This window comes from Roseibium sp. MMSF_3247 (assembly GCF_030733765.1).
GTDB lineage: Bacteria > Pseudomonadota > Alphaproteobacteria > Rhizobiales > Stappiaceae > Roseibium.
Window position 1 is genome coordinate 1,183,554 of sequence record NZ_JASHII010000001.1, and the last position, 24,238, is coordinate 1,207,791.

17 protein-coding genes and 1 pseudogene are annotated in these 24,238 nt (G+C 53.7%); 7 read left to right on the plus strand and 11 right to left on the minus strand.

The window, feature by feature from the left end; all coding sequences use genetic code 11:
- Window positions 1-328: 328 nt before the first annotated feature.
- From RBB44_RS05300 to RBB44_RS05350, 11 genes and pseudogenes are all read right to left on the minus strand, one after another.
- Window positions 329-1,078, minus strand: a complete 750-nt coding sequence (locus RBB44_RS05300) for a hypothetical protein (protein WP_306149388.1) — start codon at window positions 1,076-1,078, stop codon at window positions 329-331.
- Window positions 1,079-1,085: 7 nt separating this feature from the next.
- Entirely contained in the window at window positions 1,086-1,304 is a 219-nt protein-coding gene (locus RBB44_RS05305; protein ID WP_306149387.1) for a hypothetical protein, read from the minus strand.
- A gap of 295 nt (window positions 1,305-1,599) precedes the next feature.
- The gene (locus RBB44_RS05310) at window positions 1,600-2,886 is read right to left on the minus strand and encodes a tyrosine-type recombinase/integrase (protein WP_306149386.1); all 1,287 of its coding nucleotides are present in this window, start codon (window positions 2,884-2,886) and stop codon (window positions 1,600-1,602) included.
- Window positions 2,887-3,528: 642 nt separating this feature from the next.
- Window positions 3,529-4,104, minus strand: a complete 576-nt coding sequence (locus RBB44_RS05315; RefSeq protein WP_306149385.1) for a transcription termination/antitermination NusG family protein — start codon at window positions 4,102-4,104, stop codon at window positions 3,529-3,531.
- Window positions 4,105-5,091: 987 nt separating this feature from the next.
- Window positions 5,092-5,703 carry a hypothetical protein gene (locus RBB44_RS05320; RefSeq protein ID WP_306149384.1) on the minus strand — a complete coding sequence of 204 codons (612 nt, stop codon included), beginning with the start codon at window positions 5,701-5,703 and terminating at the stop codon, window positions 5,092-5,094.
- Window positions 5,700-6,590, minus strand: coding sequence for a helix-turn-helix domain-containing protein (locus RBB44_RS05325; RefSeq protein WP_306149383.1), 891 nt, complete (start codon window positions 6,588-6,590; stop codon window positions 5,700-5,702). The genes RBB44_RS05320 and RBB44_RS05325 overlap by 4 nt, the downstream gene beginning before the upstream one ends.
- A 541-nt stretch (window positions 6,591-7,131) precedes the next feature.
- On the minus strand, window positions 7,132-7,503 hold the full coding sequence (locus RBB44_RS05330; RefSeq protein ID WP_306149382.1) for a transcription termination/antitermination NusG family protein: 372 nt from the start codon (window positions 7,501-7,503) through the stop codon (window positions 7,132-7,134).
- An 875-nt stretch (window positions 7,504-8,378) separates the two neighbouring features.
- Window positions 8,379-9,467, minus strand: a complete 1,089-nt coding sequence (locus tag RBB44_RS05335; protein ID WP_306149381.1) for a two-component system response regulator — start codon at window positions 9,465-9,467, stop codon at window positions 8,379-8,381.
- A 14-nt stretch (window positions 9,468-9,481) separates the two neighbouring features.
- Window positions 9,482-11,929 carry a hybrid sensor histidine kinase/response regulator gene (locus tag RBB44_RS05340; RefSeq protein ID WP_306149380.1) on the minus strand — a complete coding sequence of 816 codons (2,448 nt, stop codon included), beginning with the start codon at window positions 11,927-11,929 and terminating at the stop codon, window positions 9,482-9,484.
- Entirely contained in the window at window positions 11,926-12,474 is a 549-nt protein-coding gene (locus tag RBB44_RS05345; protein ID WP_306149379.1) for a heme NO-binding domain-containing protein, read from the minus strand. The genes RBB44_RS05340 and RBB44_RS05345 overlap by 4 nt, the downstream gene beginning before the upstream one ends.
- Before the next feature lie 673 nt (window positions 12,475-13,147).
- Window positions 13,148-14,511 (minus strand): annotated as a pseudogene (locus RBB44_RS05350) (transposase).
- Window positions 14,512-15,689: 1,178 nt separating this feature from the next.
- Between RBB44_RS05350 and RBB44_RS05355 the strand changes: the two are divergent.
- From RBB44_RS05355 to tnpA, 7 genes are all read left to right on the plus strand, one after another.
- Complete coding sequence (locus tag RBB44_RS05355) at window positions 15,690-17,027, plus strand: PAS domain-containing protein (protein WP_306149378.1); 1,338 nt, start codon at window positions 15,690-15,692, stop codon at window positions 17,025-17,027.
- A gap of 28 nt (window positions 17,028-17,055) precedes the next feature.
- A complete protein-coding gene (locus RBB44_RS05360) occupies window positions 17,056-17,424 on the plus strand; it encodes a response regulator transcription factor (RefSeq protein WP_306149377.1) in 369 nt (122 codons plus the stop codon).
- Between the two features lie 36 nt (window positions 17,425-17,460).
- On the plus strand, window positions 17,461-19,785 hold the full coding sequence (locus tag RBB44_RS05365) for a methyl-accepting chemotaxis protein (protein ID WP_306149376.1): 2,325 nt from the start codon (window positions 17,461-17,463) through the stop codon (window positions 19,783-19,785).
- 417 nt (window positions 19,786-20,202) lie between these two features.
- A complete protein-coding gene (locus tag RBB44_RS05370; RefSeq protein ID WP_306149375.1) occupies window positions 20,203-20,742 on the plus strand; it encodes a heme NO-binding domain-containing protein in 540 nt (179 codons plus the stop codon).
- Complete coding sequence (locus RBB44_RS05375) at window positions 20,706-22,079, plus strand: sensor histidine kinase (protein WP_306149374.1); 1,374 nt, start codon at window positions 20,706-20,708, stop codon at window positions 22,077-22,079. The genes RBB44_RS05370 and RBB44_RS05375 overlap by 37 nt, the downstream gene beginning before the upstream one ends.
- Before the next feature lie 153 nt (window positions 22,080-22,232).
- Window positions 22,233-23,726, plus strand: coding sequence for a bifunctional diguanylate cyclase/phosphodiesterase (locus RBB44_RS05380; protein WP_306149373.1), 1,494 nt, complete (start codon window positions 22,233-22,235; stop codon window positions 23,724-23,726).
- Window positions 23,727-23,795: 69 nt separating this feature from the next.
- Window positions 23,796-24,080 carry an IS200/IS605 family transposase gene (tnpA, locus tag RBB44_RS25500; protein WP_371932631.1) on the plus strand — a complete coding sequence of 95 codons (285 nt, stop codon included), beginning with the start codon at window positions 23,796-23,798 and terminating at the stop codon, window positions 24,078-24,080.
- Window positions 24,081-24,238: the final 158 nt, after the last annotated feature.

Sequence of the window (24,238 nt, forward strand, 5' to 3'; positions counted from 1 at the left end):
GCGATGAGTAATTTCGACTTTTCAAACCAGGCGGAGGCCGACCAACGGGGAGCCGACTGCCCGGTTCTTCGAGCACTGATTAGGCAGTTTCCATCTCATCTGAGGTGAAATTTAGGCCGCTTGAATGCTGTGTTGCTGCCAGCGACGCTGTCAGAACGGCCGTAGGGAATAGTCGACACCGGATACGACCCGTTCATAGCGGTTTCGCTGGCGGTGCTCTGCGCTCAGCTGAGCCGAGGAGGCTGTCATTCTTCTGGTGATGGCAAGTCCGGTATGAGTCGTTGATGGTTCTGGTGCCACATACAAGTAACAATGTTGGAGCTTTCGCTTAGAGAAGTCCCCAATCTCGGCCTTCTGCAAGACCAAACATCAACATATGGCTGAGCGGATCGATCCCGGCATTGGCCACATCCGGGTTTGCGTTCAAATAACGATCCCCGTTGAAGTATTCTGAGGGGCTTCTTCCCTCGCGCCATCCGTGATCAAGGTAGTGGGCAAGCGGGTTGATGTCCGCCGCGGCGACATCCGTGTTCTGTGCCAAATACCAGTCCGTATCGAACCAGCCATTGGGGTCACGGCCCTCCCGCCAGCCAAAGGTGTTGTAGTGCGCTGATCCGTCCAGCAGGGCGGCGGCCACATCATCGTTTTCCTGAAGGTAAAACACCTCATCAACACCGGCGTCCAGAACAGCGGATGTCCTGATCCCTGACCCCTCAACCAGCCCTGTCTCTTCACAGTGATTGGTGCCTTCGGGATTGGTGAAGTTAAACGCTATGAAGCCGAGGCATTTCAGTTCAAGTTCAGCCTCTTCAAGGTATTGCAGCACCGGATTGCCGTCGGTGGGGCCGGTTGCGACATAATCAAACACCTCGCCACTTGCCAGCAGCGATGTGCTTGAGGTTGTGGCGCCCAAGGTTTTGAGACCATTCAGAGTCAAGACGGCAGTTAGGAACTCCCATTCGGCACGGGATGTCTGATCGTATTGATAGAGGATCGCGTCACGGATCGGTGCCATGATTGCGAGGGTGCGGGCGTATTCAACGGTGTTTGGATCGGTGATTGGCGTATCCGACAGCACCAGCAGTTCACCTCCGGAAAAGGGGGGCTGCGGCGGCGGATTTCAAATTGCCGCTGCTGTCGGTGACCTGATTGTATCCGTAAGAGATGAGGCTGGTATCAAGTTGGTGTTCGCCGCCTTCAAAGATCAGCGGCTCGCCCGTACGGGCGCTGAGCAAGCCGAAAGCCCAAAGCCCGGAAAGATCTGTCGCGGAGAGGGCGGAAGCTTTAGGTTCCAACAAACTCATCTCGCGCCCCCCTCCGAATGATCATGTATTTGAGAGCGTTGCGTAATGCTGCCCCTGTCAGGATCCTACATCAATGACCGCACAAAGCCCATGAGGTCCAGATAAGGCTGTTTCTGGACCTGCGTGGAGACTTTTTCGCAGAGGCCATTGTGCGCCGTTGAACTTTTCTGAAGCTAGTTCGATCACGATGCGCGTTGGTATGTAGATCGCTAGAAAATGGTGCTGCCGGAGAGATTTGAACTCTCGACCTCTCCCTTACCAAGGGGTGGTTCTAGTTCTGATTTGTGTAATTTTGTTAATTACTTGCTGTCGTGGCGTCGTTTGTATGTGTCAAAGACTTGCCGAAATCATCGAAGTTTGACACGACCGACCGGCGGAATTCTGGCACGTCGTGCGTGTATCCGATGACCGAGCGCGGGTCGAGCCAGCCGCCCTGTTCCATGGCGGCGCGGATGTCGCCGTCGCGCAGCATGCGGCTTGCCAGCATGTGGCGGAACCAGTGCTGCGTCATGGATTTCAAAAGAACCGCATCGGCTTGCGCCTCGTTCAGGATTGCCTTCTTACGCGACGTGTCACCGAGCTTTGCCGCTGCCTCCTGGGCATCGTTCAAAACGGCTTCAGCGGCGCGGCGCTTGGCCGCGTTAAAACCGGTCTTGTTCTGGCCGCCCCATGCGCCGCCCGTGTCAGTGTAGGGCTTTCGCCGAAAGGTGAGAAACAGCGGCGCCTCGCGGTCGTGCAGGTTGCCGCGCCACTTGACATAGTCGCGCAGGATCGCGGCGGCGGTCGGATGCAGGGCCGCGTCAACCGGTTCGCCGTTCTTGGTGTCGTGAAAGGTGATCTGCTCGCGGCCTTCGGCTAGAATGAGGTCGCAGACTCGGCACCCATGCAGCACCGAAGAGACGCGGGCGCCCGCTGACCATTCTACCGCCATCTGAGCCCGGATGGTGATATGCGCGGACATCATCAGGCGCGCGATCAGATCTGGCCGCAACTCCTTGATGCGGCGGCGCGTGCGCCGGTTCGGGTTGCGGGCGCGTTTGTCCCGGTCAAATTCCGGAAGTTTTTCCAGGTTGTGTTTCTTTCCTTGGCAAAACGACAGGAACGCCAGCAGTGCGTTCAGATAGCGTTCTCGAGTAGCGGCGCTATTGCCTTTCTGACGCTGGTCCACATGGCGCTGCCACTCTTCTTCGGAAATCTCGTTCAGACGCCGCAGTCCGAACCGCTGGACAATTTCTTTGATGATGTCGATTGTGGTTTTGCCGATGGCTTTCTGGCGCGGGCGGGTCACGTAGTCGTTGGCGGCGACCGAAACGTAAGAACCTTTCGTGCGCTCGCCGGCCGCTTCCGCGATGATTTCGGTTTCGATGCGCCGGCATTCCTCGATTGCAGCGTCCTCGGAGACGCGTGCGACTGAAAGGCCAAGACTTTTTCTAATGCGGATTGAGCGTCCGCGAGTCCGGACGGTGCCGTGAACGTGCCAGACGCCGTCACGGTCGACCGGGGCGAGCCCGCGAGCACGCCGCCCGGCTCGCTTTCCCGCGCGATTGCCTCGCAGAGATCCTGAAGGTTTTGCCGTGTCCAAAGTCTCGTCCTCCCATGGCGTCGGTGAAACTGAAACAGCTGTTCGCCCGGCCGGCGCCGGCCGTCTTCGGCCAGTATTCCGTTCAGCCAGCGCAAAGACTTGCGTATGTGCTTTGCCACTTCCGACACAGTGAAATACTGCGTCGCGGTAGGGTCAAGCGTTTGCTTGCTGGACATGGGGTTCGCGTTCCTGATTTCGTCTGCCCGTCGCCCTTTGCGGTTCACGGGGTTGTGCTGTTAGGGCGGCACTACTGTGTGACCGGGTCGAGGCTCGGTTCCAAGCGCCACTGATCGAAGGCGTGCTCGTCTTCCGTTCGCTACACGCGTGCATCCGTGCAAAGCGTGTATCGGTTGAAGACCCCTCTACTGGTAAAATCTTGGGAGCTTTCCGCCCGTCGGCGGGCGTGCTTTGGATACGGTCCCTAGTGTCCTCGCCCTTCGTCTTGCCTGACATCGTCACGAGAACGCTTTGCCTGCGCGGCGCTTGATTTAGTGGCGCATGCGCACAGGCAAAACCATGTTGATGGTCAATTTCCAGGGTCGGCCCAATGCGACTTTGACCGTTTTTATAGGGATGATCCCATCTGACTTCGGCTTTTCGATCGGACACCGTGCGCTTCCCGCCCGCGCGAAACCGATACGCTCAACTCCCCAGATCGTCGACGGATGCGACAACGGGTGTTTTGCGGCCGAAGATGGCAACCTCGCCGCGAAAGGTTGCGGTCGCTTCCTCGTATCCGGTGATCTCGACATCGAACCCGGCAAACGGTCCTTTGATCAATTGCAGCGTCTTGCCGAGTTGGATAAATGACCCGTCAGGGATGCGCTCGCCTGTGTTCAGTCTATCGATTAGCGACACCATTTCATCGCGCCCGATCAGATAAGGCTTGCCGGATTTATTTAGAGAAACAATACCTTCGACGCCGTCGCAGTTTCGAACATGCGCAAAGTCTTGGCCCGCCTTCGGATCAATGCCTGCAAACAGGTAACGCGTGAAGATTGGCTTGCGCACGGTCACCTTTCGCTTTGAGCGGGCCTGCTTTCGCTCGAATTGCTCTTCCGGAAGATGGGCAGCGATCCCTGCCTCGGTGAGGCTCATGAACGCTCGCCGCTCGCAATTCGGGTTTGTGTAAACCACACACCAAAGCAGTCGATAACGCCTCACCAGGGTTTTGAGTAGTTCGATTTCAGGGTTCAGCTTTCTTTTTACGACACTCATTTCGCCGCTTGCCTTTCCGTGATTGTTGCGTGGTCTTGCCGGAAACAATCAACTGCCGCGCGCGGCTTCCAGCGGGTTTGGATAGGTTTTGAGAGCGTCCGACGGCACCGGCACGTGTGCTTAGGTGACGACACGCTATGACGAGGGGATGTTCACATGAGACGTCGGCGCCGGCGGTCTCTTCCGCCTCGCGTTAACAGGCATGAGTTAGAACTTCTGCACCTGGAAGGGACGCTATTTCCAGCACCTTCTAAAGCGTAGGCACATCTGAGTTTGCGACGGCAGGAACGCCGTTTGTGGGTCTGTGCTCTAGGAGGTCACAAACGCCGGAGTTTTCAATCAGCGTCCGGCTCCGCAGATATTCGTCGCTGAGGACGAAATCCATGTCCGTTCGCAGTTCCTGAAAGATCATCGCCTAAGCAGATGCTCATAGCCGAGCGCAAGGAGATTGAGCGCATTGCCTGTAGCCAGGGAGACGGACCCGCCACTTCGGGTCGCTGATTATTTAGGTAAGTCAGCTCTTAGACGGGAACTCCAGTAACGGTGCGTTGAGCAAACCGATCTCCTCAAATTCTCAACCTTAGACGTTTAGCTCTCAAATTTAAGTTTAGGCTTGGAATTTAGCGTCAGACTGACGAGATCCCGGGAGCTTTCCGCCCGTGGCGGGACGAGGTGGTTGTACGGTCCCTAAAACGGGTCATGGCCATCGCCAGTGACTGGTATCGTAGCAAAAAGGCCCGCTGACTTGCGAGCCGTTCATTTGGCGGTTGAATTTGGTCCATAGAAAACCGTCGCGCCAACTCCGCCCCTCCGGCGTCTTTTGTTGGCTGGGTTCATCGCCTCGCGCACTCTGTTTGGAATAGCGGCAGCGGCACGCCCAGGTTCGAGGGATCCGACGAATCGTCCTGACCCAAGTAGATCTCAAAGCTTCCCTAGCTTGTCAACGTCGAGCGTCACTGTTGCTAACCGGGATCTTCATCAATTGGCTCACTCCGCCACCTGGCTTGCCGGGCACCGCAGCATCTCTTTCATGGCCGATTTGACACGCTCACGTTTGGCGTGAATGCCGTTGATCATTCTTGAGATCATCTGATCGAGGGCACTGCCATTGGCAAGGGTGCAGTGTTCCTCGATCTTGGCGTCGGTGCGCGATGTCTGCGCCTTGCAATCGTCGATTTCCCTACCCGTCGGGACGCGCTTTTTGTCCTGGACGAACTCCAGGAGGCAGACGATCCAGTCGCCGTCGCAGGCCCGAAGCGCAACCTCCGGCACGTCGGCGGCCAGGATGCGCATCGCTGCCGCTTCGGGCAGTCGTGGTCCGTCCGCGGGTACAGGGATGTTGGGTCGCGGGTTTTCCGCCGCCAGCCGCTTTGCCCGAGCTGCCTCGCAGGCTCTTATGCAGTCGCGCAAAAGCGGCCAGGTTTGGTTTTCGGCATTGGTCGACAAGTGGTCGGCCGCCGCCAGGAGATCCTCTTGCTCAAAGCTGGAAAGCTTGTCTTTCAACAGCCGGAAATACGCGTTCTCATCGGCGCCCGGTGTACGCTTGAAGACACCCAGAAGCGGCTTGATGAAATGGGCTTGCGCCGGCGAAATCGTCATGCCTCATCCTCCCCAAAAACCTCGGCAATAGCCGCTTTGATCCTTGCGCTTTGCGCATCGTGCTCTGAAACGAACCGGTCCTTGCCGCCAGAACCGGCAGCAGCCCCGGTCTTGCCGTTTGCCGCATCGAGCCGGGCTTGCCGGTGTCTGGCGATGGCCTTGGTGAAATAGCTCAGCGATGCGGGCGGCTCGGCCCTGATGCGGCAAATCCCGGTGATGGTCGGGATCACATCCAGGTCAAAATCAAACCCGGCTGCGGCCCATTGCGTGATCAGCCAGACATCGCCCGTCCAGTGCGGGTCGTCCCAACCGATGCCCATCGCCCCGCAAACGCGCTTGCCGCGGTCGACGAGGTCGGTCTCGGGCAGTGTATCGGTTTTCCGTGAAACACCCTCCTCGCGGGCAAGCGCGCGCGCGACCACCCCACTTATTCGTTTATCTTGGGTCGTTAACATTGGTGCCCGTTCATAGGCGGGCAGGGGGTGCCCATATATGGGCAGGGGTGTTTCACGGAGTTCTGGCTCACTTTCAGGCGTGAGTTCGGCCGCGTTTTTGCTGTCGACTTCCAGCGAACAATCGTCTCCGTGGTCGGCCTCTTTCGGGTCGATCACCACGCGGTAGTCATGTGCCGCGGATGCCCCGGACGCGCGCTCATTGACCCTGAATTCCAAGTAGCCGGCCTCATAAAGACGATCAAGCGCGCGCTGCAGCGTGCTGCGTCCGCAATCCAGCTCTTTCGACATCTTCACCTGACTGCGGCAGCACCAGCCATTGTTGTCGGTATGCCGCCCCAAGAGGCACAGCACCTGCAGGTCACGCGGCTTCAGCCGGCGGTCGGTAACCGCCATGGCCGGGATGATCGAAAACCGTTGCCGCCCGAGGCTCATTCCGGCGCCTCCTTCAAAGTGTGGTCGGGAAAGTCAATCGCCAGTGCGATGGTGGTCAGTCCGTAACGCCCGCTATTGCTGACGGCATGGCGCCCACGCGCCTCCAGGCAACAAAAAAGGCCCGCATCAAAGCGAGCCGTGTGCATCGTCTTCTGGTTTTATTCCATATGAACCCATCGCACCAACTCCGCAGGTCCTGCGTCTTGTGTTGGCTGGGTCCGCCGCTTCAGTCGTCTATTAGCGTCTGGCCTTGCGCCAGCATCAGGTCCGAAGGGTCCAACGAATCATCCTGATTGAATCAGATATGCCCAAATCGCCAGATCGTCAACGGGTGCGACAAGGAGCGTTTTGCGGCAGAAGGCGGAAACTTCGCCGCGAAATGTTTTGGCCGTGTCCTCGTAGCTTGTGATCTCAAGATTGAACCCGGCAAATAGTCCATTGATCAATTACAGCGTCTTTCAGACCCAGACAAATGGCCCGCCCGGGCCTCGGTCGCCTGTGTTCCAACGTTGAATCGGTGACACCATTTTATCGTGCCCGATCAGATAAGACTAGCCAGTTTTATTAAGAGAAACAATACCTTCGACGCGATCGCGCCTACTAACATGCGCAAAGTCATGACCCGCTTTGGGATCAAATCAAAGCAAATAAACAGATAGCGCGTGAAAATCAGCTTGCTCGGAGCTGCTTTCCGTTTCAAGCGCACCTGCTGTCGCTCGTGTTGCTCTGCCGGATGATGCGCAACGATCCTCGCCTTGGTGAGGCTCATGAACGCTCGCCGCTCGCAGTTCGGGTTCGCGTAAACTGCACACCAAAGCGGTGGATAACCTCTCACCAGCGCCTCCAGCAGCTCTATTTCGGTGTTCAGTTTTTCCGTTCCACTTTCATTCCGATGCCTGCCTCTCGGTGACATGACTTTTCGTCCCGGGGCGGTCGTTTGTTCTGATCGCAGCTAATGCTCGAAATGGGCGGAAAGCGGCCATTTGTTGCGGTATGCATCAATGACCGCCAAGGCCGAAAATGGCAGATACCGAAACTACTTTGACACCGCTAGACTCGCATCGAATGCTGCATGGTGCACTGGCTGTCGGGAGTACATAGATCTGAATTTTAGGACAATCTCTGGCTTCACGGTCTCATGTCCTTCATCACGGTAACCTCGTAGCGTGAGAAGACCGCAACAAATCTGAAACGAGCGACCCAAAATTAAGCTTTGGTAAGGTTTATCATCTTATCCATTAGTGATGAGGCTCTCAATAATACACTTCGCCGACCTAGAGAGTAGTGCAACCTGCAAATTTCTTGGGCTGTATTTTTCAGTCAGTTATTTCAGGCCACAAGATGTAACGCCGCTATCGATTAGCGGTTCTGACGCTGTTTTAGTCGACTTTAGCGATGCCACGGATGAAGCTCTTCAGGAGTTACGCAAACGCTGGCTTTCGGCATCGCCTTTCCAGATTATTGCTCTTGTACACCAGTCCGATGATAAACAAATGGCAGCGGCAAAGGACTTTTGCGCCGACGAGATCTTAAGTCACGCGGATGGACTTTCAAGCATCGTCACCGCTATCCGGCATGCTGGTGCTCCGGCGCGGGATTTGATCAGTTTGTTCAATCGAAAACGTGCAAGTGGAAGCAATTAAAAGTTGCAATTCAGAATACCGTTCTCAATTGGATAAACAGGCTTGGAACGTGCATTTGTACTATTGAGGCTCAACCCTATGCATCACACCCAGACGCACACCCTATCGCGAGGGTTGGATGTCCTCAAAATGATCAACGCACCGTTTACTGAACCGGATCCTCTAAAACGCTTTCTTTTTCAGCCCATTTATCTCTGATAGCCAGGATGGCATCCAGGTTATTAATGAACAAAGGTACTAAGCTTGGATCGAAATGGTCGCCCGCTTCCTCTTCGAGTAGCTTGACTGCGCGCTCAACCGGCCAGGCCGCCTTGTACGGACGCGCCGTTGTTAGGGCATCAAACACATCTGCAACCGCACATATGCGCCCTTCTATCGGAATATCTTCGCCCTTCAGACCGTGCGGATATCCTTGACCATTCCATTTTTCATGGTGTGTGAGGGCGATTGACCGTGCGACCGTGAGGAGAGGGCTGTCCTGGTCGCCAATAATCCCGGCTCCGATTTCAGGGTGCTTGCGCATGAGACGCCACTCGTCATCGTCCAGTTTCCCGGGCTTGAGCAGGATCCGGTCCGGGATGCCAATCTTGCCGATGTCATGCATCGGGGCGGCCTGGAAGAGCATCTCGACCTGTTCAGCTGGCATACCGTATGCCGCAGCAAGGATACGGGAATAATGGCTCATCCTGATAACGTGGAGCCCGGTCTCGTTGTCCTTGTACTCCGAGGCTCGGCCTAGCCGGCGAATGATCTCAAGGCGGGTGTTGAGCAGCTCCTCGTTAATATGGCGCAACTCTTCAGTGCGTTCGGCAACCTTGACTTCAAGTTTTCTGTTCTGGTCCTTCAATTCATTACGCGCTTGGCGCAAGGATAAATGAGTCCGCACCCGCGCCTTGACGACAGCTGGCGAAATCGGTTTGGTGATATAGTCGACAGCGCCGAGCTCCAGTCCATGGGACTCGTTTTCGACCTCTCCCATGGCCGTAATGAATATGACAGGAATGTCCGCGGTTTCAGGCGTGTGCTTCAACCTGCGGCAAACCTCATAGCCATCTATCCCAGGCATCATCACATCCAGCAGGATGAGATCGGGCGGCTGATCCCCGTTGGCGCGCTTGAGTGCCTGGTCGCCATCTTTTGCAACCAAAACCTGGTAGTCGTCCCGCAAAAGTTCCACAAGAACGTTTATGTTGACCCGTTCGTCATCAACAACAAGGATTGTGTTCCGGTCCATGGTGTGTCTGGGTCCTATGCTGCTGCAGATAGTTTGGCTTTCAAACCTGCCAGAATGGTCAATGCATCATCGAATTCGAACTGATCGATCGCATCGATCAAGTCTTGGGTATCGGTCCGATTGGCATAGGCTTGCACGCTGGCACTCACGTCATTCAATATATCTTCGGCCGCACTGTCCCCCCGCAGCAGTGCCACCTCAAGGTCAGTCAAACGCTCAAGCAGTTCAGCAATCGGCATTTGCCCGGTAGGAGAGACTTGGTCCGACGGGTCCTGCTGCCACCATTGCCAAAGCCCGTCCATGACGCATTGCAAATGCGTTGTGAATGCTTCGACATCCGATGCCTCGATCGTGTCTAGCCCCTGTTTAAGCTTGAGTTCGAGGTACCCAGCTACCTCGGCCAGCTCTTCTGCGCCGAGCGTTTTGCTCAGGCTTTTCATCGTGTGGGCCGTACGCACTGCCAAGTCTTTATCGTTGGCCGTTATTGCATCGCGCAATAGGAGGTCTGCCGTCGAGTGGTCTTGCCACATTTGCCGCAGCAGCTTCGCATAGGCGTGTTCGTTGCCGTTTACGAAGTGCTTGCCTATCTGCAGATTAATACCAGGGAGATACTGTGGTAGAGCGGCGGTGCTGGTTTTGCCAGGCGCCGCGTTCAGCGGGCGAGGGCCGTCGCGCGCATCGCGCGACGGAATCCAGTGAGACAGTTTTTCCCGCAACGTGTCAGGTTCCACCGGCTTGTGAAGATAATCGTTCATTCCGGCCTTCAAGCACTTCTCCCTGTCCTCACTGCTTGCATTTGCCGTGAGCGCGATGACAGGAACGTTTTGCGTCGCTGGATTGGAGCGCAGTATTTGGGTTGCCTGATAACCATCCAGAACGGGCATCTGCACATCCATCAAAATGACATCGAAACTCTGATCTGCCTGCATGGCTTCGACGGCGGTCTGACCGTTGCTTGCCAAAGTGACAGATATGCCAAGTTCTTCCAGAAGCTCGGATATCACCTGCTGATTAATATGATTGTCTTCTGCAACAAGAACGCGCCCGCCGAGCAACAGGTTACTGTCTTCCAAATTTTTTCCGCGAGTAGCGGGTAGCTGGTGCCGGATTGGTTCACCGCCAAAAAGGGGGTTCAAGAGGTTAAACAGCGATCGGCGGTTAATGGGTTTGTGTAGGACGTTCTCTTCGGTCACTTTTCCGTCCAGGGACTTCCAGGGTTCGCAGCGGTTCGAGGTTGTCGTCAGGAAAAGGAGCGGTCGGGGTTGGATTTGTGTGTCGGCCAGAACCTCGCGGACCAGATCGATCCCATCCATACCTTCGGGTATGGTGCATTCGGTAAACACCAGATCGAAATTTCTTGAAGCTGAACGGATCAAGTCGAGCGCCAGCTCTGCGCCGGAGACCAGAACAACCTCCATTCCAAGACTTTCGAGGTCTCTTGAAAGGATCTTGCCGGCGGTTGTGTTGCTGTCCACAACGAGGGCTTTGCGCCCGGCTGTGAGCGTTGTATCGAGATTTGAAATTCCGCCATCTCGATCTGCGTGGTCCATGGGTATCTTGATTGTAAACGCGCTGCCACGACCCGGCTCACTCTCGACCGAGATGGTCCCTTGCATCGATTTGACGAGTTGTTTGCAAATGGCAAGGCCAAGACCCGTTCCACCGTATTTTCGTGTTGTCGACAGGTCGGCCTGATTGAACGGCTTAAACAGATCTTCGATCTGGTGTTGGGAGAGTCCGATTCCGGTATCTTTGATGGTAAAGACAAGGACGGTCTGATCGTTGCCACGTGTTTCCGGCTGTACGGTTAAAACGACCTCTCCAAATTCTGTGAACTTCAAAGCATTATTGACCAGATTGGTCAGAACCTGACCTAACCGCAGCGGGTCACCTTTAAGATCTGGCGGCACATCGGGATGAACATCAAGAATGAATTGCAATTTTTTTTCTTGCGCCTTGTGCAAAGATAAAGTCACGACTTGATCGAGAACTTGAAATAAGTCGAACGGAATGTGTTCGACTGTCATTTTGCCGGCTTCAATTTTTGATATGTCGAGAATGTCGGTGATAATGCCAAGCAGTGTTTTCGACGCATTCTGGATTTTTTGGAGATAGTCACGCTGCTTGGGATCTAGTTCGGTCTGCAAAGCGAGGTGGCTGAGGCCAACAATTGCGTTCATCGGCGTCCTGATTTCGTGGCTCATGTTGGCCAGGAAATTGCTCTTCGCCCGGTTTGCGCCCTCTGCTGCTTGACTGGCTTTGGCCAGATCGGCCATAGCATTTTCAATTTCTCTTGTGCGTTCGCTGACCAGACCCTCAAGATCTCTTAGCGTTGATTGTAATTCGTTGTTCTTTTTGTAAAGCTCAAGGCTTTTGTTTTGCAGGAGCGCTTCAGCCTCTTTCCGACCTTTGCGTTCCCGCTCAAATCGGTTGCGCCATTTGGTTTCGTCCGACCCAGTCATTGTGTCGCGCCAATCCGCCGCACCAGGAATTGGACCTCGTTCGGTCCATTCCGGTCCGTTCTTTCCACCTCGAGCGTCTCGTCGAAATGTTGACCAGCCCCAAGAATAAGACCGTGAGCCAGGTCTCCGAATGGCCTGACCGAACGGTAATTCATTTCCAAACAGTCATCAGAATGCCGTATGCAGTCAAAGGTTGGTAATTTCGCATTCGGATAGAGTTTTTTGACCTCGACATGAATATAATCTTCGATATTTTCGAGAAAGTCTAGAGAACTTGTGGCCTCATTGAAGAAATGAGAATGCGTTATCGAAAAACGGCCAAATAGATGCTTTCCGAAAGCTTGAATGAGGTCGTCGATTGGCATTTCCGTTTGCTTACTCAAGGCAGCGACCAGTTTTACCATCAAGGTGTGATCATAGTCTTGAACTGCGGTGAATCCCACATCGGATCCTACGCCTGAGATCTCCAAAACCTTGTCGGCCATGTCGAAGGAAAAGACATCTTCGACCATCTCCATGAATTCAGTAAAAACAACCCCAAGCATTTCTTGATCCCAACATCACCATGCAATCGGACACGTCGGAAACTCTAAGGTACCGCAGTTGCGAATTTCTAAATGCGTACATTTTTACGAGTAAGGTGCCGACGCGGCCCGAAAACTGAAAAGTCCAGATTTGTTGGGCCTGTCCTGTCGCCGCGCAACACGGTAGGCGTGACACAAAGGCGCTTTTAGGTGCGTTCGCCCTTGTCGTCGCCAGTCTCTGAGAGCAATCAGCAATGCATCTGGTTTTCGGCTTTGAACGCTCCTTTGATGAGGATCATCTCTAGAGGATAGATCTAAATCGGTTCGTCGTGTTCGCCTGTGGCCCTGCTGTTCACGAGCCGATCACGCATGATCCCTTCGGTCACGGTCTTCCTCCCCTACGGCTTCGGACACAGTGGGGGTGATTTTCCGGGGTCTCCGCGTCTGGATGTTCGGTTGCGTCAGCCACTAAAGTCGAATTTTGGGCGGGGAGCAAACCTTCGTTATCAGGTGTATCAATGACCTCTTTGGGCCGTTTTTTCCGGTCTGCCGAATTTTTAAAGCGTCAAAATCGGCCCATTGCTGACCTTGGTGCCGCTTACAGCAAACGTCGGCTCTGAGCTAATTCCGTTGAAAAAGTCTTCTTTCAAGTTGTTAGAAAGCGGTTTCAAGATTTGACAAACGCCTGGCTCTGTCATGCAGGCTTCGTTGTTTGTACGATTGGGAAGAGCTTTGCGAGTTTTCTAAGGTTCTGGGCGGTTGCTGCGAGGAGGAATTCATCGTTTGCTCCGTTTGGTCCTCGTAGTCTGAGCCGCCTGAGACCGAGAATGCGCTTGAGATGGGCAAACAACATCTCCACCTTTTTCCTGAGCTTGCATGAGATTGCGTATTCTTCGGTCTTGGCAATGTCTCGCGCCATTTGCCGTGCGCCTTCAAATTCGGAAACGGTAATTCGGCGTGGGGAGTTCTTGGGACAGCACTTTTCCTTCAAGGCGCATGCATCGCAGTCTGCTTTCAAAGCGCCATATTTTGTAAAACCTATGTCCTTTGGCTTCTGACGGATCGTCTGAAACGCGCGCCGGCTTTTGAGCAGCTGTTTGCCGGCCGGGCAGATGTAGGCGTCAGCCTTATAATCATACGTGAAGTCGTCGCGCGCGAAGGTGCCATCTGTCCGGTTTGATTTATCAAACACCGGTATGTGCGGCTCGATGCCGTGGTGCTCAACAAGCCAGTTCAAGAACTCGGCGGTGCCATAGGCAGTGTCGGCGATAAGCCGTTCCGGCCACAGATCGAAGCGCTCCTTCACCCGATCGATCATGGAGATCGTGGCATGGGTCTCACCGGTGCGAACCGAGCGGCTCGCTTCTACATCAACGATGATCGCATGGTCCGTGTCGATCAGGTAATTGTTTGAATAGGCGAAATAAGCCGGACCGTGATGCGCAGCTGTCCACTGACTGGACGGGTCGGCATGCGACGTGAACTTGGGGGGCACATCGGTGGCGGCGCCAAAGGCTTCATCATCAAGAGCCAAAAGGTATTCGCGCACGGCACGTGCGGCGGTTTCCGGGTTGATCTTGTCGAGGTCTGCTTGTTCACGTCCGCTGCAATCAGGCTGGCATCGGTGGCAAACCGCTCGCCGCCAACGACACCCTCGGCAATGCAACGCACCACGACAGTCTCGAAGACCTTGCGAAACAGATCGCTGCCCCGAAAACGACCGTGCCGGTTCTTGGAAAAGGTAGAGTGATCAGGCACCGCGTCGGTCAAATCCAGGCGGCAGAACCACCTGTAGGCCAGATTGAGATGCACCTCCTCACACAAGCGCCGTTCCGAACGAATGCCATGGGTATAACCAATGATCAGCATCCGGATCATCAGTTCGGGGTCAACCGACGGGCGACCGGTGTGACTGTAAAAGAGCTTTAGATGGTCTCGCACGTCAGAAAGATCGATGAACTGGTCAATCGAGCGAAGCAGATGGTTCCCGGGTACATGCTCATCCACGGAAAACTCGTAAAAAAGAGAACTTTGAAACTCCTGATTAGATCCCATCATCCGATTCAATCCTCCGCCAGTTAGGCAATTGAATCAGTCAGCAAAACCGATCGCAACAGTTAGTTTTTCAACAAAATTAGCTCAGAGTAACCTTACTCCTGCGTTCGGTCTTAGCCTGAGCAAAGTCGGTTCGCCTGGGAAACACCAAAGCTCCCCTGCCACTCTAAAGAACGGAACTTTTCTACCAACTGGTTCGCAGTCTTCGGCTCGCAATGAAGTCGAGTCAAAGAGATTTCTATTGGAAAAACTGGCCAGTTTTCTCCAGTTTGATCGATAATTAGGCACCCTTCCTGCTCCCTTCCGTCGGCGGCGTGGATGGAACCGGCTCAATCCCCGGTATGGTGGCGAGTAAGCGGCAAATCACATTGGTCTTGTGAATTTGAGCCAGTCGGGCATCGATCCCATCGATCTGCCGACTCAACGCGTCTAATTTGCTGATCAGGGCATCCAGTGCAAAGCACACGTTATAAGGTAGATCCTATCGAATCTCGTCCAGCTTCGTGTTCAGCACATCTATGGGTGGCGACATTTATGTTTGAAAGGGTGTTGGCGTTTTGATTTCGGAACTTGCTCAAAGCGGGTTCGTGTACAAACTGATTGGAGTTGCGGCTAAGCGAATAGGCGCAAAAGCGTCGTGAAATTGATCGTTCTTGACGGTAAGCTCCCGATCTTAACTTGCAACTCCTTCACCTCCGCTTCCGTCGGTCCATCGGAAATGCCACCATCGGCGAACACATCCGCCAATCCTACAAAAGCCCGACATTTCTGCGCGCGCATCTGGTTCGGGTGTACCTGTCACCTGGCTGCGATCTCGTGGATTATCTTGTCACTACGCAAAGCCTTAAGCTGAACCTTCGTTTTGAACGTGTCAGATAAAATTCGATTTTTGCGGTGAGTGCCTCCTCGATTCCGGATAAGGCCGCTTGATTGGGTGATTTTTTAAGAACCGGCCTTTGCAGAATCCTTGATCGACTCCGGAAACCGCCGCAATGGCGCCCTCCCGAAAGAACCCTCTCGAACTGTAACAAATTGTTTTTTTTTTGAAAAATCCAGCGTCGTTAAAGGCGTGGGAAGACAAGAGGGGGCCGGCCTGCGCGGAACCATTCGAACCTCCCCATTTGGGAATTGGTGAGGCCTTCCGGTTTCTGCATCTTTCGAGCGAATTTGGAGAAAGATGTATGCTGCGACGGAAAGCAACAGGGCAGATCCACACGGATCCAGCCGAAGAGATGCTGAGGACCCGGCCCGAACATCAGGTGTTTGGCCCGCAAGGCCGAGCACCCCATATCTTCGGGGCCGGGGGGGCTATCGAAGGGTTCGACACGGACGCCACCGGCATCAACGCCTTGATGGCCGCCTGCCTGACCGGCCAACCGAGTATCCTAAAACGCCCGGCAAGGTCTGAAGGCGGTGCAGTCCCCCCCTTCAATCTCTCGGCCATCGCCCTGGAGATGTTTGCCGCCGTGCTGGAAGCATCGCCGGACACGATCAGCATAGCCGATGCAACCTGTCCGGACATGCCCCTGGTCTTTGTCAACCCGGCCTTCACGGAGACGACCGGCTATGAAGCAGGGGAAGTTATTGGCCGGAACTGCCGGTTTCTGCAAGGCCCGCAAACCGATCCGAATGTTGTCAGAAATCTGGCCGACACGGTGCGCCAGCAAAAAAGCGGTGCCTTCGAAATCCTGAACTACCGGCGGGACGGCCAGCCCTTTGTCAACGCCTTGAAACTCACACCGGTCTTTGACGCTGGCGGGTCTCTTGTGGCCTATCTCGGCATTCAGCGGGACATCACAGAAGAAAAGCTTCGCGCGCAACATGACAGAGTTGAAAACCGGCTTGAGGCCCTGGGTCTGGCGTCCGGAGCATTGGCGCATGAATTGAACAATCTCCTCCAACCGGCGATTAGTCTTTTGGCTCTTCATGGGCCCGAGATGCCCGACCAGCGCATTCGCAATGATCTCGAGATCGTTCGCGAAAGCACGATGCGGGCCGCAGACCTGTCAAACAACCTTCTGGCGATGACCAAGGGCGTTTCTGAAACTGCCGGCCGTCTGACACCCATCTCGGCCGCGCTGGACAGGGCTCACAAGCTCTTGCAGGTCCTGCTGCCGGTCAAGGTCCAGCTCTACTTTCAGATCGGCAAAGACGTGCGCGCCGCAAAGGCTGTGATAACGGAAGCAGATTTTTTTCAGGTGATCATGAACACTGTGCTGAACGCCGCCCAGGCAACCGGCACCGGCGGCACTGTACGCGTTGACGTTTCCTCCGCCACGCCTGACCTGTGCGAGATCTGCATCTCCGATGACGGGCCGGGCATTCCGGAAGCAGATCGGCTTAACGTTCTCAAACCCTTCGTTACGCACGGGCGCAAGGACGGAACCGGATTAGGGCTGCACATCGTCAAGACCATAATCTCTGAAGCCGGCGGCACTCTCGCGATTGAGGCGGGACTGAGAAGCACCCGGACGAGCGGGTTCGGGTGCCGTGTTCGTCTGACGCTTCCCATCACCTGAAATTCTTCAAAATAAAAGGAGAGGTCCAATGGCCAAGATACTTCTTATCGACGATATACCCGCGGTTAAGCACGCCCTCACAGCTATCCTGGAAAAGGAAGGCCACGATGTGACTGCCGTTGCCGATGGACAGTCAGGTCTTCAACTGGCAACTACCGAGGATTTTGATCTTGTTCTGACCGATATCATGATGCCGGACTCCGATGGGACAGATGTTGTGTTTGCTCTCAAAGAGAGTCGGCAACAGATGAAAGTGGTCGCCATGTCCGGAGGTGGTGCAGGGATCTCCCCATCAGAAGCCCTCCGGCTGGCGATGGTCAAGTCCGATGCCGTTCTCGCAAAACCGATCGAAAATGCTTTGCTCATCAGCACCGTGAAAGAGTTGCTCGCCGCGTGACGACGGCAAACAAAAAGTAAAAAACAGGAGCGTTTCATGACCTGGTTCTTAAATCTCAGACTGATGAACAAATTGTTTTGCGCATTCGGCGTCCTGCTTGTCCTGCTGGGCGGTCTCGGTGGCACATTCGTCTTCACGCTGGACTTGCTAGACGAAGAATTCACCGAATTCTCCGAACAAGGCAATGTGCTTGCCGCTACAAGTGAAATCACCCGTTCATTTGCAATTCTGGAAGGCCGGACCAAGGATTTCATATCCAGTTCGACCACTGAAAACATGGCCGCGGCCGAAAAGGCCTACCAAACGGCGTCCGGCCTGATCGAAAAGAAGCTCCTGCTTATCGATAACGAACAGGAGCTGGAACGACTGAGAGACGCGGACAAGCACATTAAGATCTACTGGAAGAACTTTGTGAAACTCGCCCAGGAACGTGACGAACAAAATGACCTGATCCAAGGGAATCTCACCGAAGCAGGCGATGCGCTGCAAAAGGACTTGCAGCTGGTCTTCAGTCATATCCTGGACGCCGAAATCGTCGATGGAAAACCGAGCGAAACGCTGAATATTGTTATCGACGCGCTGATCCACGTCCTGATTGCCCGCGATCACGCGAACCGGTTCGTTTATTCTCATCAGGACAATGATCTGGATTTTGCGATGTCTGAGATCGATCGCGTGAGAAAGGATCTGACCGACCACGCCCTGACTGGTATATCCGCCGACGACAAGGCACTGGTCGAGGACGCTCTCACGCAGTTGGACGTCTATGTTGCCGCCCTAGACCGTTATCGCGTCCTGGATATTGATATTCAGCGTCTTGAAAAGGAAGTCATGGTGGAAGAGGCCGGAGTGATTTCGCACGATCTCGACGAAATCAACAGGATCGCCATGTCTCTGGAGCACAAGATCGAGGAACAGGTTCACGCCCAGACAAAGACCGCGATGATTTTTGCAGTCGTTGCGACAATAACAGGTTTGATCATCGGCTTCACTACGGCTTTCGGTCTCGGCCGCTTGATCAGCCAACCGGTGACAAAGCTTGTTGCGGTCATGAAGAGCCTGACCAACAACAATCTGGATCTGGAAATCGCGCCGCCACGGGGCAATGATGAGATCGCCGAAATGACGCGGGCGATTATCGTCTTTCACGAAGCTCTGGTCGAGCGCGAAAGGATGCGCGAAGAGCAAATGCAAAGCGATGAAACGGCATCCCGCCGTCGCGACGAACTCGATCAAATGATCGGGGTCTTTGGAAACGCAATTCGCGGGATTTTCCAGAGAATGTCGCACTCGTCGTCGGAAATGTCGACATCGGCGAAATCCCTCACCGAAATCTCGGCAGTCTCTGCCAACCAGTCTGCGGTCCTGGACAAGGACGCGTCTGAAACAACCACCATGGTTGCGACCGTGTCTTCTGCCGCAGAAGAGCTGATCTCGTCCATTGAGGAAATCCGGCGCAATGCAAACCAATCTGCCGATGTGGCATCTGAAGCCTCAACAAAGGCCGAGCAAACCAGGGATGAGTTCAATCGTCTTCTGGAGGTTTCGACCCAGATCACCAGTGTGGTTGAACTGATCCGGGCAATCGCGGATCAAACCAACCTTCTCGCTCTCAATGCAACAATCGAAGCGGCTCGCGCAGGTGAAGCCGGCAAAGGGTTTGCTGTTGTGGCGACGGAAGTTAAAGAGCTGGCTGCCCAAACCGCAAAAGCCACAGCGGAAATTGGGGAACAAGTCACCGCTGTGCAAGAAACGGCCCAATGCGCTGAGTCGTCCCTAAACGAAATTTATGACGCGATCGGCAAAGTGACAGAAACAGCTGTCAGCATTGCAGCTTCGGTAAGCCAGCAGAAAGATGCCACTACTGAAATTGCGCAAAGTATGGATACGGTCGCGCAAAATGCCTCACGGGTGCAGGACAGCGTCACGCTGATGAAGACCAATGCTGATACCAGTGCTGAAACGGCAGACAGTGTTCAATCCGGAAGCACCGTTGTCTACGACGAAGCCATGCTGCTCGGGACGGAGGTGGAAACGTTCCTTGATGCAATCGCAAATCGCGGCGACGACGAAACCTATCGCATTTTCCAAGTCGATTGGCCGGCAACAGTAATACTCTCCGGGCGGTCCATGGCTGTGAATCTGCGGCAGATTTCTTCCGCATCCTGCCACATCGACACCATGCTAGAAGCCGAGCCAGGAACACCAGTGGAATTTTATACCGAGTTCCTCAATGACCCCATCCAGGCGCGGGTAGCACAAACCGAGGCGGGCGGGACCATGTTGCAGTTCCCTCTCAAGCGGGACCACATCGCCAAATTGCACATGAAGCTTGAGCAGTTGACTATTATGGCTGCGTAATTGGGCGGGTTTCAGGATCAGCGGTCATTGGCGCTGATCTCTGTTTCGGACCGAATCTTATCGCTCTTTTTGTTCGAGCTCCGGGTGATTCCAACGGAACACCCGGCGCTGCAACGTCCGAGCACTACTCCTCTCAGCCTGAGCAGAATGACATCGTGTTGATCGCGGTTACCGAACCTGCGTAAGGGCGCGGGCAAATGAATACAACACCAAGTCTCAATGGCGCCAGTGGAATGCAAGCATGTTGTTATCACACTTGAACGATCAGACTTGTTTTTATCTGTTCGAAAAATCGCAATAGAAACTGTGTTTTTCCAAAAATAACGCATTCGATTTAATGAAATATTTTCGATCTACACGAATTACTTTTGGTGAAGTGTTAAATAAAACGAGTAGGGGTAGCTCATGAAAGGAATCGTGTTCAACGAGTTCTTTGCCTTGGTTGACGAAGCTTTCGGTGCCGAGGTGACTGAAAAGATTATTACCAATGCCGAGTTGCCGAATGATGGCGCATATACGGGGGTCGGCAACTATGATGCGGCGGAGATTGTCCGATTGGTCAAATGCCTGCATGCTGAAACCAGCCTACCGATCGCTGATTTGTTGAAAACGTTCGGAAAACACCTGCTTGGCAGTTTCAAGGTAGGGCATGGGGCCTACTTCAACGCCTGTACAAACACCTTCGAGTTCGTATCGTCAGTGGAAGAACAAATCCATGTCGACGTGCGTAAGTTGTATCCGGGAGCAGAATTGCCACGGCTGCAAGCTGAACAGGCGAATGATGATCAGTTGACATTGGTTTACAGGTCGAGCCGACGAATGGCGGACCTCGCGGAAGGTTTGCTGTGGGGAGCCATCGACCATTATGGCGAAACGATTGATGTCGACAGGGTTGAAATGCCGGATATCGATGACGAGCAATGTGTGAAATTCATATTGAGCAGGAGGCCAAACTGACCGGTCTTCCCTATGATATCCTGGCCAAACGGCTTTCAAGGGAGCGTAATGCCCGCATGGAGGCAGAACGTCTTTTGGAACAGAAGAGCCTTGAGCTTTACAATGCGAACCAGGATCTCGCTGCCTCCCTTGCAAAATTCGACAAGGAACGAACGCTTCTCAGTGCGGTCTTCAATGCACGCTCCTCCGGCCTGGTTCTGACCGACGATACGCTCCGGATTGTCAGACTGAACACCGTTGCAGCGACTTTGCTTGATGTTCCGCAAAGTGATGTCGGTGGGCAAAATCTGATTTCCTTCCTGGCTGAAGAGGGTGAAGCTCAAGCTTGGGTCAAGGCGCATGCGGGTCCTGAAAGTCGCGCCGATGACAGCTCGGTCGAAGGCGAAGTGGGTCGATCTGAAGGTGAGAACATCCCGGTTCGCATTTCCTGTGCCGATATCGGCTACGACGGATTGCTGCTCTGGATCCTTGTGGATGTCCGGAAAGACAGGGCGCACGCAGCAGAAAAACAAATGCTGGAACGCACACTCAATCAGGCGCAAAAAATGGAAGCTCTGGGAACCCTGGCCAGCGGGGTCGCGCATGAAATCAACACACCAATTCAATATGTCGGCGACAACGTTAAATTCTTAAAGGAATTCTACGATTCAATGACAGGTCTTCTGGCGGCCTATGAACCGCTCAAATCTGCAGTGGAAAAACAAGGGCTGTTCCCCGAACTTACAAAAACTATCGCCGAAAGATATGAAGCTGAAGACATCGAATTCACAATCGAAGAAACGCCTGTGGCGATTGAACAATCGCTCCACGGGCTCGAACAAGTTGCCTCAATAGTCTCGGCGATCCGTGAATTTTCCCATCCGGGCGACGCCGAGCTAAAACAGGTCGACATCAACAGCATCATTGAGACTACGGTTTCGGTCTCGCGCAACAGCTGGAAACATAACGCGGAACTGAACTTGGATCTGGCCGACAATCTTCCCGAGATCATCGGGCATCCTGGTGATCTCCATCAGGTCTTTATAAATCTGCTTGGCAATGCCGCGGATGCAATTGAAGAAAAAGAACTCTCCAAGTTGGGCCAGCTTCACATCCGGACAACAAGAACCGAAAAATGGGTCGAAGTCACAGTCGCCGACAACGGAGTGGGGATCGACGAGGCCACAATGGAGCGCGTGTTCGACCCGTTCTTCACTACGAAAGCGCCCGGCAAGGGAACCGGGCAAGGCCTCGCGATTGTCTACAAAATCGTTCAGGTCAAGCACGGTGGTCAGATCCGAATCGACAGCAAACCCGGTAAGGGAACGACCTTCACTTTGAAATTCCCTATTGGATAACACCCTCGGCATCGGGAGGACATCTGCACATCGGAGGAATTTGCCTAACAGTATCCCCAAATGAGGATATCGCTCGCCCTAGGTCTTCAACTTTAATGCTGGTTGACACCGCCGCAATACTTGCGGCCATCAGAACAATGTAGGGTGGGATCAATGACCGGCAGGAACAAAAACACGCAACCCGTTTACCAGGGAGATGCCCGGTCAGGATTGGCAGCATCAATGAAGAGTGTTTTGCAGTCGTTCATTCGGCGTGCGAAACCGGTCGGCGAGTTGAATCTTCAGCCTGGGAACTCGTTAAAAAGCCATTCCATAGGAGGAGATTACGAGTTTTTTTGCAGTGCAGATAAATTGACCAAACTACCCGACCGCAATTGGTTCCTCGAAAGCACGATCAGAAACTGCTCCAAGAGGCATGAGAAGCTAAAACTTGGGCTTATCGTTCTGAAACTGAGCGGCTTGGCTCAAATCAATTCAAAGTTTGGCTATCTTCGCGGGGATGCTCTTTTACGAGGTGTTGCAGTAGAGCTATCTAAATTTGTTTCCAAAATTGACACACGTAATCTTGCGGCGCGCACCGGCTCGGCAGAGTTTTCATTTTTGATCCATAACGTGGAGGATGATATCGAGATCAATCTGGTTGGCGATATGCTGGTCGCTATTGTCACTGCGGTTGGTAAGGATCACGAATTCGATGAAATCTTGGAAGGGTACTTTGGAGCTGCTTTAGCTAAAGACAATTCAGTAGCAGCTCTTGATATGTTGCTTGAAGCAAACAATGCGATGCAGCGAGCACGAAATAACGGCGCAGCCAAACTCACACATGGAACCCTGAACCCAAAAGAACATCTGAGTCGCAGACAACAAATAGAGGTCGATATTCAACCAGCTATCGAGAAGGGGGATATATTCGTCGTCTACCAACCGCAATTCGATATCTTGAATGGGGATATGGTAGGAATGGAGGCTCTCGCACGCTGGAAACACCCCGAGCTTGGCCTAGTGCCGCCATTTGAGTTTGTGGAAGCAGCTGAGCGGACCGGGAAAATAGTGGCACTCGGTCGGTATATAATGCATCTCGCGTGCAAAGATGCTGTATCGATGCGCGGGAATCCGACAGTATCGGTAAATCTCTCTACCCTCCAAGTCACTCAAGACTCGATACGAGACTTTGTCGCACAGGTTCTGGACTCAACCGGTCTCCCACCTTCGCGGCTGAAGCTGGAAGTCACAGAGTCGATCTGTATAGAGAATGGTGGTCAAGTTTACGACGTGCTCGGCGAACTACAGGCCATGGGCATTTCGATTTCACTGGACGATTTTGGAACAGGCTTTTCTGCGTTATCCTATTTGACCGATTTTGACTGGGATGAGTTGAAAATCGACCGCAGTTTTGTTTCTAAAGCAAGTATTAGTGAACGTGCCCGACATGTCGCCCAAGCTATAGGGTCGATTGCTGAAAAAATAAATGCCAAGTTGACTGTAGAAGGTATTGAAACGCACGCACAGAGAGATTTGTTTGCTAAACTTGGATACAAATTTGCTCAAGGATTTCTCTATGCGAAGCCAATGTCATATATGGATCTGAATTCATCTCCTTATGTTTCAACTGTGCACAAAACGCTTGATCGGCGAGCACTGATCTAAAATCTACGCCTTGGGTGAAATCTTCCGTCTTCCAGACGGACCGCGATGGCGCCGCTGAAAAGAATGATCATGCATTTTGACCGATGCAAACACCGTGTTTTCTATCATCGGAGCCATCTTGTCTGGGTGACAAAGTATCGCTTGAAGGCTTTGGTGTGTGACGCGCGTTTGCGTGTGCAAGAGATTGTCCGGCGGGTTTACGGTGAAAATCGGGTTGAGATCATCAAGTGTGTCTTGTGCTGGGACCTCGTGCATGTGTTTGGCTCGATCCAGCCGAACCTGTCCGTGAGCGATTTCAATCGCAATGCAAAACGATGTTCATCACGAAAATCTGAGGGGAGTTCCCGCAGTTGAAGAAGCGTTATTGGGCAAGCACTTATGGACGCCGGCATATTTTACACAACAGCAGGCGTTATAGCTGAAAACATTCGACTTCAGTACTGGAAGAATCACTCCGAAAATTCTGCCGGTCCCAGCGGGTAGTAGAATAGTTCCAATAAATATTACCCTAA